At 35.4% G+C, this 14,527-nt stretch carries 19 protein-coding genes; 5 read left to right on the plus strand and 14 right to left on the minus strand.

Annotated features, from left to right (window positions below):
• Positions 1 to 114 precede the first annotated feature (114 nt).
• The 14 genes from OSH00_RS00655 to OSH00_RS00720 all read right to left on the minus strand — a co-directional run bounded on the left by OSH00_RS00655 (position 115) and on the right by OSH00_RS00720 (position 10,062).
• Positions 115 to 1,494 (minus strand): HEPN domain-containing protein, encoded by a 1,380-nt coding sequence (locus tag OSH00_RS00655; RefSeq protein WP_266128811.1) that lies wholly within the window; start codon positions 1,492 to 1,494, stop codon positions 115 to 117.
• A gap of 56 nt (positions 1,495 to 1,550) precedes the next feature.
• On the minus strand, positions 1,551 to 3,524 hold the full coding sequence (locus OSH00_RS00660; RefSeq protein WP_266128812.1) for a phage terminase large subunit family protein: 1,974 nt from the start codon (positions 3,522 to 3,524) through the stop codon (positions 1,551 to 1,553).
• Positions 3,517 to 4,020: a terminase small subunit gene (locus OSH00_RS00665; protein ID WP_266128813.1), complete on the minus strand. Its 504-nt coding sequence runs from the start codon at positions 4,018 to 4,020 to the stop codon at positions 3,517 to 3,519. The genes OSH00_RS00660 and OSH00_RS00665 overlap by 8 nt, the downstream gene beginning before the upstream one ends.
• Positions 4,021 to 4,249: 229 nt before the next feature.
• Positions 4,250 to 4,699: a glycoside hydrolase family protein gene (locus OSH00_RS00670; RefSeq protein WP_199995360.1), complete on the minus strand. Its 450-nt coding sequence runs from the start codon at positions 4,697 to 4,699 to the stop codon at positions 4,250 to 4,252.
• The gene (locus OSH00_RS00675; protein WP_266128814.1) at positions 4,699 to 5,067 is read right to left on the minus strand and encodes a hypothetical protein; all 369 of its coding nucleotides are present in this window, start codon (positions 5,065 to 5,067) and stop codon (positions 4,699 to 4,701) included. The genes OSH00_RS00670 and OSH00_RS00675 overlap by 1 nt, the downstream gene beginning before the upstream one ends.
• A gap of 240 nt (positions 5,068 to 5,307) precedes the next feature.
• A complete protein-coding gene (locus tag OSH00_RS20505; RefSeq protein WP_266128815.1) occupies positions 5,308 to 6,864 on the minus strand; it encodes a protein NO VEIN domain-containing protein in 1,557 nt (518 codons plus the stop codon).
• Between the two features lie 85 nt (positions 6,865 to 6,949).
• Positions 6,950 to 7,339 (minus strand): hypothetical protein, encoded by a 390-nt coding sequence (locus OSH00_RS00685; RefSeq protein WP_200024680.1) that lies wholly within the window; start codon positions 7,337 to 7,339, stop codon positions 6,950 to 6,952.
• Positions 7,336 to 7,602: a hypothetical protein gene (locus OSH00_RS00690; protein ID WP_266128816.1), complete on the minus strand. Its 267-nt coding sequence runs from the start codon at positions 7,600 to 7,602 to the stop codon at positions 7,336 to 7,338. The genes OSH00_RS00685 and OSH00_RS00690 overlap by 4 nt, the downstream gene beginning before the upstream one ends.
• Positions 7,599 to 8,075, minus strand: a complete 477-nt coding sequence (locus OSH00_RS00695) for a hypothetical protein (RefSeq protein WP_266128817.1) — start codon at positions 8,073 to 8,075, stop codon at positions 7,599 to 7,601. Before OSH00_RS00695 ends, OSH00_RS00690 begins: the two co-directional genes overlap by 4 nt.
• Positions 8,072 to 8,995 (minus strand): helix-turn-helix domain-containing protein, encoded by a 924-nt coding sequence (locus tag OSH00_RS00700; protein ID WP_266128818.1) that lies wholly within the window; start codon positions 8,993 to 8,995, stop codon positions 8,072 to 8,074. Before OSH00_RS00700 ends, OSH00_RS00695 begins: the two co-directional genes overlap by 4 nt.
• Positions 8,992 to 9,300: a hypothetical protein gene (locus OSH00_RS00705; RefSeq protein WP_266128819.1), complete on the minus strand. Its 309-nt coding sequence runs from the start codon at positions 9,298 to 9,300 to the stop codon at positions 8,992 to 8,994. The genes OSH00_RS00700 and OSH00_RS00705 overlap by 4 nt, the downstream gene beginning before the upstream one ends.
• The gene (locus OSH00_RS00710) at positions 9,297 to 9,557 is read right to left on the minus strand and encodes a hypothetical protein (protein ID WP_266128820.1); all 261 of its coding nucleotides are present in this window, start codon (positions 9,555 to 9,557) and stop codon (positions 9,297 to 9,299) included. The genes OSH00_RS00705 and OSH00_RS00710 overlap by 4 nt, the downstream gene beginning before the upstream one ends.
• A 45-nt stretch (positions 9,558 to 9,602) precedes the next feature.
• Positions 9,603 to 9,866 (minus strand): hypothetical protein, encoded by a 264-nt coding sequence (locus OSH00_RS00715; protein ID WP_266128821.1) that lies wholly within the window; start codon positions 9,864 to 9,866, stop codon positions 9,603 to 9,605.
• 10 nt (positions 9,867 to 9,876) lie between these two features.
• On the minus strand, positions 9,877 to 10,062 hold the full coding sequence (locus OSH00_RS00720; protein WP_199983800.1) for a Cro/CI family transcriptional regulator: 186 nt from the start codon (positions 10,060 to 10,062) through the stop codon (positions 9,877 to 9,879).
• Between the two features lie 102 nt (positions 10,063 to 10,164).
• On the opposite strand from OSH00_RS00720, the gene OSH00_RS00725 reads away from it, so the two are divergent.
• From OSH00_RS00725 to OSH00_RS00745, 5 genes are all read left to right on the plus strand, one after another.
• Positions 10,165 to 10,812 (plus strand): LexA family protein, encoded by a 648-nt coding sequence (locus OSH00_RS00725; RefSeq protein WP_266128822.1) that lies wholly within the window; start codon positions 10,165 to 10,167, stop codon positions 10,810 to 10,812.
• An 18-nt stretch (positions 10,813 to 10,830) separates the two neighbouring features.
• A complete protein-coding gene (locus OSH00_RS00730; RefSeq protein WP_266128823.1) occupies positions 10,831 to 12,561 on the plus strand; it encodes an AAA family ATPase in 1,731 nt (576 codons plus the stop codon).
• A 23-nt stretch (positions 12,562 to 12,584) separates the two neighbouring features.
• On the plus strand, positions 12,585 to 13,454 hold the full coding sequence (locus OSH00_RS00735) for a DNA adenine methylase (protein WP_266128824.1): 870 nt from the start codon (positions 12,585 to 12,587) through the stop codon (positions 13,452 to 13,454).
• 229 nt (positions 13,455 to 13,683) lie between these two features.
• Positions 13,684 to 14,151, plus strand: coding sequence for a hypothetical protein (locus tag OSH00_RS00740; RefSeq protein ID WP_266128825.1), 468 nt, complete (start codon positions 13,684 to 13,686; stop codon positions 14,149 to 14,151).
• On the plus strand, positions 14,151 to 14,459 hold the full coding sequence (locus OSH00_RS00745) for a hypothetical protein (protein ID WP_266128826.1): 309 nt from the start codon (positions 14,151 to 14,153) through the stop codon (positions 14,457 to 14,459). Before OSH00_RS00740 ends, OSH00_RS00745 begins: the two co-directional genes overlap by 1 nt.
• Positions 14,460 to 14,527: the final 68 nt, after the last annotated feature.

The following is a 14,527-nucleotide window of genomic DNA, read 5'->3' on the forward strand; positions in this document are numbered from 1 at the left end:
TAGAAATGATACAAAAACAGATACATGAATTAATAACTCAGATTATGTGAATCAAAAGAGTAATATTTATAATTCTGTATAATTAGTATTGATAAAAAAGCACTTGAAAGTGCTTTATACATTATACTTCATAGTGCGAAATGCCTTTTCATCATCATCTCCGTCATAAACGCTTAATTTATTAGCAAGGTCCAACAATACCCATCTTGCCACATCAGCGAGTCTATTTCGATCATCTGCAAATGATTCAAGCATATTCTTAATTGTTCCGTGTAGTATTCTCGATCTACTATCATCATAAAATCTTTTAACAAAAGTATGGATAGTAATTGGGTTTAAATCTTTATCACCAAATAAACAATAACTATCATCCGAATTATACACATTGCGAAGTACTTGCTTTATACCAGCATATTTTCCACTTGAACTAAGAGTGTCTAAACAACTAGCTAGCTTTGCGACCGCAATAGCATCATTTGACTCTCTCATTCCTTCAGCATACCAATTGAGAGCAAACACCCATTTACTGGTTAAAATTGGATATTTCGTTATTTCTGGACTTAATATTCCATTAATTATAAATGAATATGGTTCCAACATTTCATTAATTAAATCATATGCATGGTCATATTGTTCTTCATCAAATATTGGCACAAACAATTTAGAGATACCCGAAGATGGTAAGTTTAAATAGCCATTATTTTCAGTAAACTCACCGTAATTCAAAACAGGTAATCTTTCAAGCTGAAGAATATTATTATAAAAAACACTCTGATGACTTAAGGTTAGAGAAATCATATCAAGTGCTGCCTTACATATCTGTCTTGCAAATTCTTCAGAAAGAATTGGTTCGTAGCCCTTTATTTCTACAGATACCATTGAATTATTATTTTTTATGATTTGATAAACGGTCTTCGCTACATCACTCATCTCCTCAACTTCTAATTCTTTTTTTAATCCTTCTAGTACTTCTAATTTCCAGCTTTTATCTTCGGATGCATTTTTTTCATACCATGTAAATAAATCTGGTGAAAAATCTACTTCGTGTAGCCATTGTTCTAAACTCCTAATACTAATACCTCCTATCTTGATAGATTTTTTAAATTTACTAATAAATGTTGTTGCAGGAAAATGATGTGTTGTTTTTATTGTCTCTACGTCTTTAAATTTTTCATCAATTCTTGTTCTTATCGATTTTATAGCCTCATCTATATTATTAGTTTGAAAACGATCGGATGTTATAGTATTGGCAATTTCTCTTTCTGAAATTCGTTCATACGTTCTAAAATCAACTCTATTTTTGTTAGAATAATTCTCATATAGATTTTTAATATAATTATTAAGCAAAGAAGAAGCGTTCCTGTTAAGAAAAACACTGCGCCCATTATCTGCGCTTATTGATCCAAAAAATTTATCTTTAAAATCAATTTTCTGATTATTATTAATCTCAATAAGCTCAAGGATTAAATCATTAAATATGTCTTTTTGTTTCATCTCTAACAGTAAAAAAATATGCCTAATTAATCATACTATAAATTTTGACCTATTCATTATTTACGATTACCAAACACTTTTTTCTTTTTAACAACAGTCGTTGAACTTTTGCCACTCTGATTCGTCTTCTTCCGTACTACCATCTTAGCCACATTCTTTATAGGTATTGCTTCTTGTTCTTGAATTAGTTTTACATCCTGTTGTTCTAGTCTTTCCTTAATCCGCTTAAAGTTTGGTTGCATAATTTTTAAAGCAGCCAATGCATAAACACGACAATCAAGCGCCTCATTCCGTGCTCGGTCTGGTTTATGCCATTCACGGATTGGTTGACCTTTGATGTATTTAATGACCAATTTTTCCGCTGTAAGTTGTTTGTACCATTCTGTTTCGCGCTGAATAGGAAAATGACAATAACCTGGTCCAACTCGATCAGATTCCAAACGGCGAGAAACCATTAATTTTGCTTCGTCTACGCCAACTAGCCACAGATCAATTTTTCGTTTATCTTTACCTGATTGCTTTCGCTGTGGAGTTTGAACAATGGGTAAGCCCCATCCACCCCGCCCTTTGATTGCAAAAAGCTTTCTATTACGGCGATTTTTAACGTATTCATAAGCTGCTTGTGTACACCCTGCAGTACCACCAGTATCCAGACATGTTGCCGATACAGTTAATTGTGAGCCAGATTCATGCAAATAAGTTTCAGCAAGAACATCGTCTAATTGCTCCCATACTTCTTCGCCCAGCGGATCACCCCACAACACACGATAATCTACAGACCAACTTTCCTCGCCAAGTCCCCATGCGACAATTTCAAGTTCTAAACGATCCATTTGCATATCGACACCACAAGTGAGATACACACCATTTAGCGGAACGATCGCTTTATATTCCTCAGCTCGTGCCTGCAAAGAATCAGGATCTACCTTATCTGCATTTTCCTCATAGGTTTCACCCAAAGATACATTTACAAATACCTGTAAATCATCCAAAGCCAATTTATCTAAATAGGATTGAACAATGTCTCGCATTTTTCGGAATGTTGAAAGCATCTCCGGGGCATGGAAACTGATATGACCTTTAAAGGGTAATTCTGCTTTCCAGCCATAACCGTTTTTCTCTGCATTTCGGATGGCTGCAATACGCTCCCCATCTGTCCAAATCTCATTACAACATTCGCACCTATAGCCTGCTGTTTCTACTAAATGTGTTTGTTCTAAATCTTCTCGGGCATCTTGAATATTCTTAGATTTTCGCCCCTGCCAAGTCACATTTTCCCATTTTAAAAATTGTGCTTCACCACAGTGAGGACACGGAACATAGTACCTACGGCGGTCACCGTTATAATATGCCGTTTCTACACGACTTGCCCCCTTAACTGTGGGTGTACTGGATTCAGTTCTTAAAGCTTGATCGCCAAATGTTGCTGAACGTTGGGACAGTAACTCAATTGGATCACCTTCGCTTGTAGCTTCCATGCCATCGATTTCATCTGCATGTGTCACTGGTGCAGATCTTGAACGCAATGTTTTAGGAGAACCAGCCCAAGAAAACATCAACCAACCACCGATATAAGAAATCATACGGCTGTTATTTACACCTTCGCGGCTTCTTGGCTTTGCCATTTTTTTAGAAATTGATTTATTCGCTTCAATCATCGGTCGAAGTTTAGTTTCTAAAAATGTTTGCACATCCCCTTGAGTAGGTTGTACAAATATCTGAGACTTTGGCTCATGTTCGATAAAGTAGCCTGTTGCACACTGCTGAATTGTTGTTTTACCTAACTGAGCACCTGTCATATATGTGACACGGCGTACACCATATTCTTTGATAGCATCCAGCATTCCTCGCTGATAAGGTGCATTATCAAAATTTATGGGACCAGGTATGGCGTTACCCACTGGAATTTTGATATTTTTCTCTGCCCACTCGCTTGGCTTAATGTCAGGTGGAGGCATTAAGAAAGACATTGAGCGTCTAAGAGAATTTACGACAGACTCAAAATTACTGAAGATTGATAAATCACTCATATTCATCATCCTCAATATCTGAGTCTGCGACTGTTTCGAGTGCTAAAACCAATTCAGCTCTTAATTTTTCTTTAAATGTGCGCTCATCTGTTTCACCTAATAGCTGCAAAACCGCACGTTGCGGAATGTTTAAAATATTTGATCGAATAATGCTAAAAGCAATGGATTGGGCACGTTCAAACTCTGAAATTAATGCCACCTCACCTTTTTCTTTTGCTAGTTTTAATTCTGCCAGTTCGGTTTCTGCTTTTTGTTTTCGTAGTTCTAATTCATCTTTATTGTCAGGTATACCACCTGTCGCATTATCTACCGCTTGATCCTGAAGCCACTGGGAGATCTGAGCCGTGTTAAATTGCCATTCACTCCCTTTTCCATGACCTCGGACTACTACTGGACAACCTCTTTTAACCCAAGCATCAACCGTAGTTAAAGCAACCCCAAAAACATCTGAAAGCCCCTTTCTACTTACGTTTTGACCTTTACTTGAGACTGCCATAAAAGCACTTTTTCCAATCCTTATTTTGCTGAGAAGTAGTAGTATGTTTTATTTTAAAAATTCACGCAGATATGAAATCCTGCGAGGTCTTTGCCCCCGCTTGGGGTCACCCCCTGAAAGTACCTACGATAATGATAATTATTCTCAACCAAACAAGACTTATTAATGATAATATTTTCAATAACTTGAATCACATCAAGGTATTTCACACTAATAATTTCTTGGCTCATCAGAAGCCTGCCTTGATTACCCATTGCCCTGTACGCATCTGCTCTGCATGACGTTTAGCGCGTTGGGGTGTCTGCTTTGCCCAAAGAGAGTTAAGCATCCCTGTTGCTGCACTTTCATAGCGACCTGTACGAATCATCTCAAGTGTATTCTTGAAACCTAACAAGCCCTCAACACCCATCTGGAAAGACATAGACAGTAGTACACCACGGCGCGCATCGTCTAATGATTTGAACCATGGTAGTTTTTGTTCAAGCAAGACTAAACGTTTTTGAATATCGTTATTAAGCAAGTAAGCTGACTCTTCAGCTGTGATGCCTCCCCCCTTACGACGATCAATCAAGCGACCAACGCCAATGGTTGAATATCCCAAATGATCTTTATACTCTGAAAGAACTTCACCCTCTTCAGCGCGCAATAAACGAGTCATTTGTTCATCAAAATTACTCATTACTTTTTACCTCGACTTAGCCAGCTCTTAATCATTTCGCCAAAATAAGCGAAAAAGCTTTGATTCTTATATTCACCATTTTTAATCCAGGACGTTAGCTCCTGAATGACCATACCGCCAAAAGCACCAAGTAGGAATCCAATACCACCAGCATGCACTGGTTCAAGGTCTAACCAATAGATAACGACTTGTGTCAAATAATGAGCAGTAAAAGCGCCTGAAAGAATGAATACAGTGTAATCATGCCAGGTCTTTAATCGGTCTTTGTGGTATCTAGTCACTACTGAAGCTCCTAAAAAACCAGCGATGAAATACTGAATATTGTCCCAAAACTTCAAAATTGCTTCATAAACTTCATGCCAGTTCATTACACTAAGTTCTCAAAATTATTTATTTGATGATTTTTAAATTTTTGTTGTTCTATTTCATTATTCACTTTTTCACATTTTCAATTCAACTGCTTGTGTTTCACCTAAAGAAAGTAATTAAAAAAAGCCCATCTTAAAATGAGCTTTCTTGAGAGCTTAATTCAATATTTTTTTTATTTCTTTACTTTTCAAAATCATATTCACAAGTTTTGATAGTAAAGACTATTTTATTGCTACTTTTTAAAATTTATAAAAATATGAAATTCCTTTGAGCTTCTCTGTATCTAATATCCATGGATCATGAATAACGACCTCACCAGATTTATGATTTATTTTTTCATCATTTAATTTAATCGAATGCACTACACACAAGATCACTCGATTATTAGGATCTTTATGCAATTTAACTTCGTTATAAGTCAAAATTACTGATGAACCATCTAGTTGAGTGCCCTTTACTTCAACTAAATATTCTCTTCCATCTTTGTAGGCTTTCATATCATATGGAGAGTTTCCGCAAATGCTTTGTCCATTATCATGAGTAGCTCTAACCTCATAACCCTTTTCAGTTAAAGCTTTTTCAGCCTTTTGCATTGCATATTTTTCAACTGCAACGCGAATCAATGCATTACTTTGAAAACCAGCTCCATTATTACTCGCTCTAAATTGACCATTATAGGCATTCTGTTCGGCACGTTCTTCATCAGTTTTAATAAACGGACCTGAATATGTTTTCACATAATCTATAGCCTGACCAATCCATTTATTTTGTATATGAGATAAATCTTTAAGTTTCTTATCATCACCATAAATATAAAAGCTATTTGATTGACCTGGATTCCCTTCTTTCTCACCCTTTATTCCATGTCCAATTTTGTAAAGTCGCTTATCAACAGGTAATAGGAATGCATCCGATGTATTCGCCTCAATAAAATAAGTATCCTGATCTACACCATCAATTTTTCTATCTATTTTCTGTGGATCTCTAAACACTGTGGCATTTTTATACCATCCAATAATCACAGCCGAAGAGCTAATTACATCATCGCTAAAGTTCTGTTGTGCAAGAATTTTTGGTAATGTGCTGAAGAAAATTACAAGGACATTATCTACTTTTTCTAAATTTTGATTACTTGGATCAATTCTTTCTAAATTTACCTTACCTGAATTCATTGCAGGTTGATAATATCCATAAACTTTTCCATTTACATCTAAGAAATTACAAGCCTCAAAACCTGTATTCTCATTGTTGAAGCTACCTCCTCCTTTAGGTACATCACCATTAAATGCACCCTGGTAATATTCCATATAGCCTATTCGCGCAAATAGAACAGGTTGGGTAATTGTGGATACTTTAGAGATTTTTCTTACATTTATTATTTGAATAATTGTATCAGCAACATCATCTGGTATTAAATTTCCACTTGATCCAGGCGTCCAAGTTGAAACAGCTGAATCAAATCGCTTATTTAATTCTTTTTCTTCAATTAATGGATGTGAATTAAGAAACTCAAAGTTTAAATCTACATGTGCTGTAGTATCACCTTGTTTTGCCTTTTCAGAATCCCAATGAAGTTCTTGTCTCAAGTTATCAAAAGTTCCATAGCCTATGATCCCTTTTGGCTCTTCACCTAATTTCATCATTAGGAACCTGTCACCATCATTGATCCCTTTTTTTCTATTACCAGTAGACCATCGTTCTTTAACTACATCTCCAGCTTCTAATTTTTTAATTTGAGTATCTAATGAAGTCCACGACCATTTTTTCGGATTCCATAAAAATAAATATGTAGCCACAACAATCTCTTATAATCATAAAGTTCATTCATATTAATTGATTTATATTTTTAAACAACATCAAAATCTTGAAAAATAAAATATTCTAACTATATACCGTAATCTGCACCGTTCGAGTTGATAGGTTAAAATACTGTGCAATCTCGTCTATTCTATATCCCTGCTCAAACATAGATTTAATTCCAGCATTCCGGCTCTTAATTAGAATATGTTTGCACTGAGATAATACTAATAATTCTCCACCAAACTCTTTGCATAACTTTACTGCATCGGTATAGCCCAAAATATCAATCAACTTATGATCAAACCCTAACCGAGATTCTTTCGGTACATACAGAAGTAATTGCCCTTCACCATTTCGCTTCTTTGATTTATATCTTGGGTATTGGCTCACTAAAAACAGTGCTTGTTGCTTTCCTATAATTTCAGCAATAGAACGAATATCACCAGTCAAATCATTAATGTTTTCGGTCATAGTATCTTCCATTTCGGCATACGATATACGACTAAATAAACCACTCCCAAGATCCACATCACGTCTATAGGATCTGGATTGTACGAATAATCCTTGTAAGCCATTTCCGAAGCTGCAATCGCGATAAATAAGAAAAAGTTATCTTGAAACACTAGTTGCCTATTCCATCCTTTTGGAGCACCAATAGAAAAAACAAAAGTGAGGATTGCTGCAGTCACCAAAGCAAGCAAAATAGTGAATATTGGAATTAACAAATGGCTCAAAGCGATACACCTCCAAACTTTGCAAAACGCTTATGAACCAACATTGCTGCATCTCTTGAATGCTCATTGGTTCGACCAACCCATTTAGTGATTTTTTGAAAAGTGGTTGCTTTAACTTTTGTTGTATTTGCTTTCGGGTGAATCATTAAATAATTGATCTTATTTTCAATGCACCATGTTTCCCATATTTGTGCATCACGTTTGATAGATCCAACGCCTTGAGCTTTTTCTAGTCCACCGGTAAACCAGGTTCTTAAACGAGCATCTTCGATGTATAAACAAACATTAGAATTTCCATATTGCTCAATAATCTCTTGAACGCGTGCCATAGCTTGAGTAATGGTTAAGCAATTGACCTGTGCCAGCTCTCCACCATCTCCACGATCAATCGCCATTGCAAATCCGGTATTTACACCTGTATCGATACCGATCATCACTTTTTCAAATGAAGAAAATTTATCAATGGCACTCATGCAACTTTCCTATTTTGTTTTGATTTAAATCCAACTGCCTGCAGGTGTGATTTCCAGTTTTGGAGTTCATTGGGATCTGAGAGTTTTGCAGCAATCCGGCTTGTTAGTTTTTCAAAGGATTCTCCTGGCATACTGAACTCATCGATGACGTCTGGAAGTTGAGCCAATTTGTTGGCAAAAACATAAATCTGCTGAGGTGACGAGAAAAATACAGAATCAGATTCACCGCTTGATTTTCCATTTTGCGCTTTGTCGTATTTGTGACGGTTTCTCAAAAGTGTGTCAGCGAAGTGGTAAATCAAAAGATCATCACAAAGATCCTTGTCGACATTGAAAAGTTCAAAAGCTCTTTTTTCGCGTTCAAACCAACTTGCTTCGATAATCGACTTTGGTACTACCGTGGGATCAGCTTGATCTAATTCCCAACGAAGTTTTTTCAAACAAAGCCAGTCTTTTTTATTTTTAGATTCTAATGGGAGATTACTTGGGAGATTCTGTGTCCCAAAATTGGTACTGGTCTCGGTACCAAAATTGGGACTGGTTCCAGTTCCATTATTGGTACTAGTACCGTTTTTGGAACTAGTACCTAAATTGACACCTGTACCATTTTTGGTACTAGTCCCCTTTTTGGTACTGGTGTCTGAATAATCTTCACGTCCAAATACACCAATCAATTGATAAACCTTAACTCCATTCCCTTTGATTTCACCTGTAAATTTAATCAACTTTTTGAGTTCAAGTTCGTCTAAAACTTTGATAATCGTTTTACGATTTAGCGTGGTGTCTTTCTCTAAACGCTTTATGCTTGGGAAGCACTTATGGTCATCACCGGCTCGATCAGCAAGAGCTAAAAGCACAAGTCTTTCACTTGCTCCTGAGACTGTAGCTTTCCATGCCCACACTGTTGCATCTAAGCTCATAATTCACCGACCTTAGGCATTTCATATATGAAACTGCCATACATTAAAATTTTATTAGCTTTGATTAAGCTTGCGACAATCTCACCGGCTTGATACACCGTTAAGCGGTGTTCATTGATCAGCATTTCCAAAAATTCATGCTTTGTGACTGCAGCATTTTTCTCATCACGATTAATCTTTCTTAAATTTGCTTTTCGGATTTCAAGAAATGCATCTAAAGACTTTAGTGCAGGCTCATACCAGGATTGAGTCCATTGCCTTTGTTTATGCTCTGGAGCTTTTTTAAATACCTTGTTAGTTGTCATGAAACCTCCGCAAGAGATAACTCTATTGGACTTAAACGGCGCTTCATCATGAGTTCAGTGGTTGTTGCGGTACGAATAGCACTTTCAGCTACTCGACCAATGCGGTGATCTGTTGTCCAATGCTTACCATCGAATTCTTTAAGGGTAATAAGCTCATTTATCGATAAAAGATTGAGAGTTTTTAAGACCACTACATCACCAGGTAAAAAAATGGCTTGATTGTTTTCGTTTATTTGTTGTGCTAAATTTGGTTTCATATTCATTCCTGATATGTGTGAATATATGAAGCCTGACCTCGAACATCAGGCTTTTTTAATGTCTAAAATTTGATTTGGTTCAATTCGATCAGGCTTCCCAACCAGTCCCAAGCTTTCCCTTTTCTTCCTATTTTTATTGGCTCTTTCAAGCATTAAGCTAACTTCATGAAATTCACCCATGATTGCTTTTTCTAATAGGATGACCGCTTGATGTGCATAGTCTTTTCCCCTTACGTCTGCAACCAATCTCAAACGCTCCATCATGTCAGGGAGCATCTTTAGTCGTAGATCTTCTTTTTCTAGGCTCATATTGATGTCCTTAGTCAACAGCAACTTTGTTTTTTAACGGCTCTTTTCCTTCGGCTAAATCTCGAATTTGATATTCGCGCGCTAAAGGGATTTTTTCTTCAGGCCACTGGCTAATTGCTTGAGTACTAATACTTAATTTGTAGGCTAACTCAGTAACACCGCACTCTAACAAGGCCAATGCTTCTGTTTTGGTCATACATTCCACCAATAAAAGTAACTTTACTTACCTTTATTTAAACACATAAAACTTACCATATCAAATGGTAAGATTTCTTACGAACGGAACTGGCAAAAAACTATGGAAACTTTAGGTACTCGTTTAAAAAATCTGAGAAAGTCTAAAAAGCTAACTCAACAACAAGTTGCTGATGCAATTGGAGTTTCTAAAACATCAGTAATTTATTGGGAAAAGGATGAGAACTTACCTAAACACGATAGTTTGATGACATTAGCTCAAATTTTAGGGGTTACTTCTGATTACCTTTTAATTGGTAAAGGGAGTGGTTCTCTAGATAAGAATGTAACTAACCCATTTCCAATAGCAGGTCGTTTAGTACCAGTTATTTCTTGGGTACAAGCAGGAACCTGGACTACTGCCGATTCGGTTCCAATTGGCACTGAATTTAAGGAATGGTTACCACCAAACCCTAAATGTGGCAAAAACGGTTACGGTTTAATTGTAGTTGGAGAATCTATGTCTCCAGACTTTAGACCAAGTGACAAAATATATGTAAATCCTGACTTTCAAATAAGTGATTTAAAAACAGGTGATTTGGTAATCGTTGCATGCGACGGGGAAACAGAAGCAACTTTCAAGAAATTGATTGTAGAAAGCAACGGTATGTATTTAGAACCCCTAAACCCTAAATGGCATGAAAAGATCATACCGCTCCGTGAAGGATGCAAATTGGTTGGAAAAGTCGTGGGGTTATATAGGGACGTATAACATTTTTATGGTGTAAATGTGTCTATTAAACTTCAATCACTAAAAATTGGTGAAAATAAATTCAGAAAATTACGAAAACTTGAAATTCAATTCTCTGATAGAATAACGGTTATTGGTGGACTAAATGGAATAGGGAAATCTACCATATTAGGACTGATTGCAAATTCTAGTGGAATTCGATCTGCATCTTACAAAAGCTATTTTGACAGTGTTTTCCAATCAAATTTCCAAGAGTTATTTCATTTAGATGAGAATGATGACTACCAGAATGAAACTGATAGTAAATCATATGTTGACATCACCTATGTAATTAATGAAAACGTACTTACAAAACGTTGTAGTGTTTCACGCCATAGTGAATCACATGATGATGGAACAACTAGCACTAGATTAAAAATAGTTCCAAGAACCCTCGAAAAAGAGTTGGGGGCTGAGCTAAATGTAGGCGAATCAGCTAAAATCCAACTTCCTACTCTATATTTAGGTATGAGTAGAATGACACCAATCGGTGAGTATGAAAAAGATCGAGTTAAACAAACAAAGATTAGAACTGTTGAACTAATAGATAAAGATTATATAATTCAGTTATTTAAATCTGTAGTGAATTTTGACCTCAGCACACAAGCATCAGTTGATCCAATAATTGATCATGATTTCAAAGGCTCTAAAAAAAGATCAAAGCTTCCTAGTTTAAAACATAATACATTGTCTATTTCTCTTGGACAGGATTCTTTGAGTAGCATATTTACTGCACTAGCATCGTTCAAAAAAATCAAAAGAGAAATGGGAGAAGACTATCCAGGTGGTTTATTAATTATTGATGAGCTAGATGCAGGATTACATCATGTAGCACAAATAAAATTAATTGAGTTATTGAAAAGAGAAGCTCGCGCTTTAAATCTACAAATTGTTTTCACAACCCACTCATTAACTATTTTTAAAAATATTTTAAATATTCCTGAAAAACAAAGATCAGAAGGTGAAATCTTAGATACAGTTATCTACTTACACAATACTCCAGCACCCAAAGTCACCTCTAATCCAACTTATGCTTGGATCAAAAACAATCAACTTTCCCAAGTATCAATACCCACAAATACTCCAGAATTTCAAAACATTAAAGTTTATTTAGAAGATGAAGAGGCTCTTTTCTTTCTTAATAAAATTCTAAGTTATAAAAATATAACTGATACTTCTCAAACCTTTGGTGTTAATCTACAGTTAATTCCTCTCAAAGTTAGTTGCAATGGTTTAATCAATTTATTCTTAGCTGATGATTATTTCAAAAAAGTTGTAATTGTTCCTGACAATGATATTCTTTCTGAAGAATCAAATAGATCAATAGTTAATAAAAACCGACAATTTTCACCATTACCTAATGATAGATTATTTACCCCTAATACACCAAGCACTGACAGAAACCCTGAAAAGATTGTTTATAATTTTATAAAAGATAAAATTATAAACTATGATTCGGATGATACTTTTTGGGACAGTATTTTGAGTATAAACTATGGATCATATGACTATGATTACATTCAAAATACAGTTTTGCCAATATCGCCAAGAGATGAACATGGGCATCAGTTCAAAAAAGAGCGAGATAAAATGAAATATTGGTTTAAACAGCATAAAAGTTTTCTAGAAAATGGTAAAATCATTGAACTTTGGTGTGCTGATAATGAAGAATCTGTTTCGCAGTTTGTTGAAGCTTTCAAACAAAGTGTGGCTTTTGTTAGCCAAAATTAACCACTAATTGAAAAGGTAATTTTGTGCCAAATTTTTTTACTCCACTACGTTATCCTGGCGGGAAAGGTAAATTTGCTAGATTTGTAAAAGATCTTTTTGAAGCAAATAACCTTTCTGGAGATTATCTAGAACCATATGCTGGGGGAGCTGGTGTTGCTTTAGACCTTTTGTTTAGTAACTCATGTAACAATATTCACATTAATGATTTTGATATTGCCATATACAACTTCTGGAAATCAGTAACAGAAAACACTGAACATTTCCTAAAGCTTTTATATGATACAGAAGTTACTATTGACGAATGGCATAAGCAAAAATATATTCTTTCCACACCAGAACTGCATACACAACTTGAGCATGGCTTTGCTACCTTCTTTTTGAATCGAACAAATCGCTCAGGTATCTTAAAAGGTGGTGTAATCGGTGGAAAGTATCAAGATGGAAAATATAAGTTGGATGCTCGCTTCCATAAAGAAAATTTATCAAAACGAATTGAAAAAATTGGGCAGTTTGCTAACCGTATTAAAGTCTATAATTTAGATGCATTGGAAATATTAAAAACAGTCGATGATTTCTTACCACATGAATCTCTTATTTATTTAGACCCTCCTTATTATGTTAAAGGACAAGGACTTTATAGAAACTTTTACATTCATGAAGATCATTTAAAGATTCGAGAAGCTTTAGATAAAGTAAGAACAAAGTGGATTGTCTCTTATGATAATTGTGATCCAATAAAAGAAATTTATTCTGGATATACTAAGAATGAATATGTTCTCAACTATAGTGCGCACAGTACATCCAAAGGTAATGAAATCATGTTTTTTTGTGATTCAATAATTCCTGTAGATATGCCCAATAAACATAAGCAACCAGAGTTAGATTTTTCTTAATTATCTATTTCATGTTTTTATTTAAAACTCACCTGCATGGTGAGTTTTTTTATTACAAGTATATGGGTATCTTTAAATTGAAATGAACTACTTAATATTGGCTTAGATAAGTTTTATTACTATCAGTATTGACTAATTAGGTAAGATAACTTACCTTACACTCGTAGACAACAAAAAGCACCCCTGCCTTCGAACTCATGGGTGCTTTACAGATCACTGCGAGATAAGTATGAACACAAAACCTCATTCCATCAATCCCACCCTGACACATCGCGTACAGCCACTAAGTCGCCTCAAAATTGCCATAGTGACTGGATTATTGACAGTCGGTGCAATCGCACTTGCGTACGATCAAACAGCGACTCAATATACGCCACCTGTTACCATTCCAAACATCACACCATCCACATATAACATTGATGCCTTAAAACTCACTTCAGACACATCTGGAATAGCTGCAATTAAATTAGATAGCTTCCTAGTTAAAGTAAGTTTTGATTTTGATACTCGTCCAGACAATGACGGCGTTCCTGGTACTGAATTTACAGCAGTAGATATTACCAATCTCGCGATAGATGAAATTACGGATGTAAATGGTAAAGACTGGAATGACTTCACAGATCACAACGATCATAGAAACATCAATCAAATGATTGTGTCTTATATCGAGCGTAACAAACTTGTGGAGGCAAAATAATGATTTCAACCCCCCCAAATAAAACTGAATTCATCAGCAATGAAAACGGTGAATTCCGTATGCGTATTTATTCTTCTGAATACATCCAAAAAAATGGTGAGATTTATCGAGTGAGTAAATCCGGCTATCTATTCCTTATTGAATTTGCGGAACATTTACAAAAGCCCTGGATTAGCCTTAGTTTTGAAAAAGAGCGTAAATTCCAAAAGCGCAAGGCTTTAGCAATTGGTTTAAAAAAATCACATATCCCCTCTTATGAACGTCGTACTTACAAAAAACGTATGGGTTTGATTGGGGTTCATTCATAGGCAACTTGAGTACAAAGTTTCAAACAGAAATTTTTAAAAACGAAGATAAATTAAAAAACGAGTGAATT

The sequence above is a fragment of the Acinetobacter nematophilus genome (assembly GCF_026344175.1).
GTDB lineage: Bacteria > Pseudomonadota > Gammaproteobacteria > Pseudomonadales > Moraxellaceae > Acinetobacter > Acinetobacter nematophilus.

Coding starts and splice junctions, on each gene's coding strand:
- OSH00_RS00725 (WP_266128822.1), top strand. CDS start 10,165: ATGGAAACTTTAGGTACTCGTTTAAAAAATCTGAGAAAGTCTAAAAAG.
- OSH00_RS00715 (WP_266128821.1), bottom strand. CDS start 9,866: ATGAGCCTAGAAAAAGAAGATCTACGACTAAAGATGCTCCCTGACATG.
- OSH00_RS00745 (WP_266128826.1), top strand. CDS start 14,151: ATGATTTCAACCCCCCCAAATAAAACTGAATTCATCAGCAATGAAAAC.
- OSH00_RS00665 (WP_266128813.1), bottom strand. CDS start 4,020: ATGGCAGTCTCAAGTAAAGGTCAAAACGTAAGTAGAAAGGGGCTTTCA.
- OSH00_RS00720 (WP_199983800.1), bottom strand. CDS start 10,062: ATGACCAAAACAGAAGCATTGGCCTTGTTAGAGTGCGGTGTTACTGAG.
- OSH00_RS00685 (WP_200024680.1), bottom strand. CDS start 7,339: ATGACCGAAAACATTAATGATTTGACTGGTGATATTCGTTCTATTGCT.
- OSH00_RS00740 (WP_266128825.1), top strand. CDS start 13,684: ATGAACACAAAACCTCATTCCATCAATCCCACCCTGACACATCGCGTA.
- OSH00_RS00670 (WP_199995360.1), bottom strand. CDS start 4,699: ATGAGTAATTTTGATGAACAAATGACTCGTTTATTGCGCGCTGAAGAG.
- OSH00_RS00700 (WP_266128818.1), bottom strand. CDS start 8,995: ATGAGCTTAGATGCAACAGTGTGGGCATGGAAAGCTACAGTCTCAGGA.
- OSH00_RS00655 (WP_266128811.1), bottom strand. CDS start 1,494: ATGAAACAAAAAGACATATTTAATGATTTAATCCTTGAGCTTATTGAG.
- OSH00_RS00660 (WP_266128812.1), bottom strand. CDS start 3,524: ATGAGTGATTTATCAATCTTCAGTAATTTTGAGTCTGTCGTAAATTCT.
- OSH00_RS00695 (WP_266128817.1), bottom strand. CDS start 8,075: ATGAGTGCCATTGATAAATTTTCTTCATTTGAAAAAGTGATGATCGGT.
- OSH00_RS00675 (WP_266128814.1), bottom strand. CDS start 5,067: ATGAACTGGCATGAAGTTTATGAAGCAATTTTGAAGTTTTGGGACAAT.
- OSH00_RS00710 (WP_266128820.1), bottom strand. CDS start 9,557: ATGAAACCAAATTTAGCACAACAAATAAACGAAAACAATCAAGCCATT.
- OSH00_RS00705 (WP_266128819.1), bottom strand. CDS start 9,300: ATGACAACTAACAAGGTATTTAAAAAAGCTCCAGAGCATAAACAAAGG.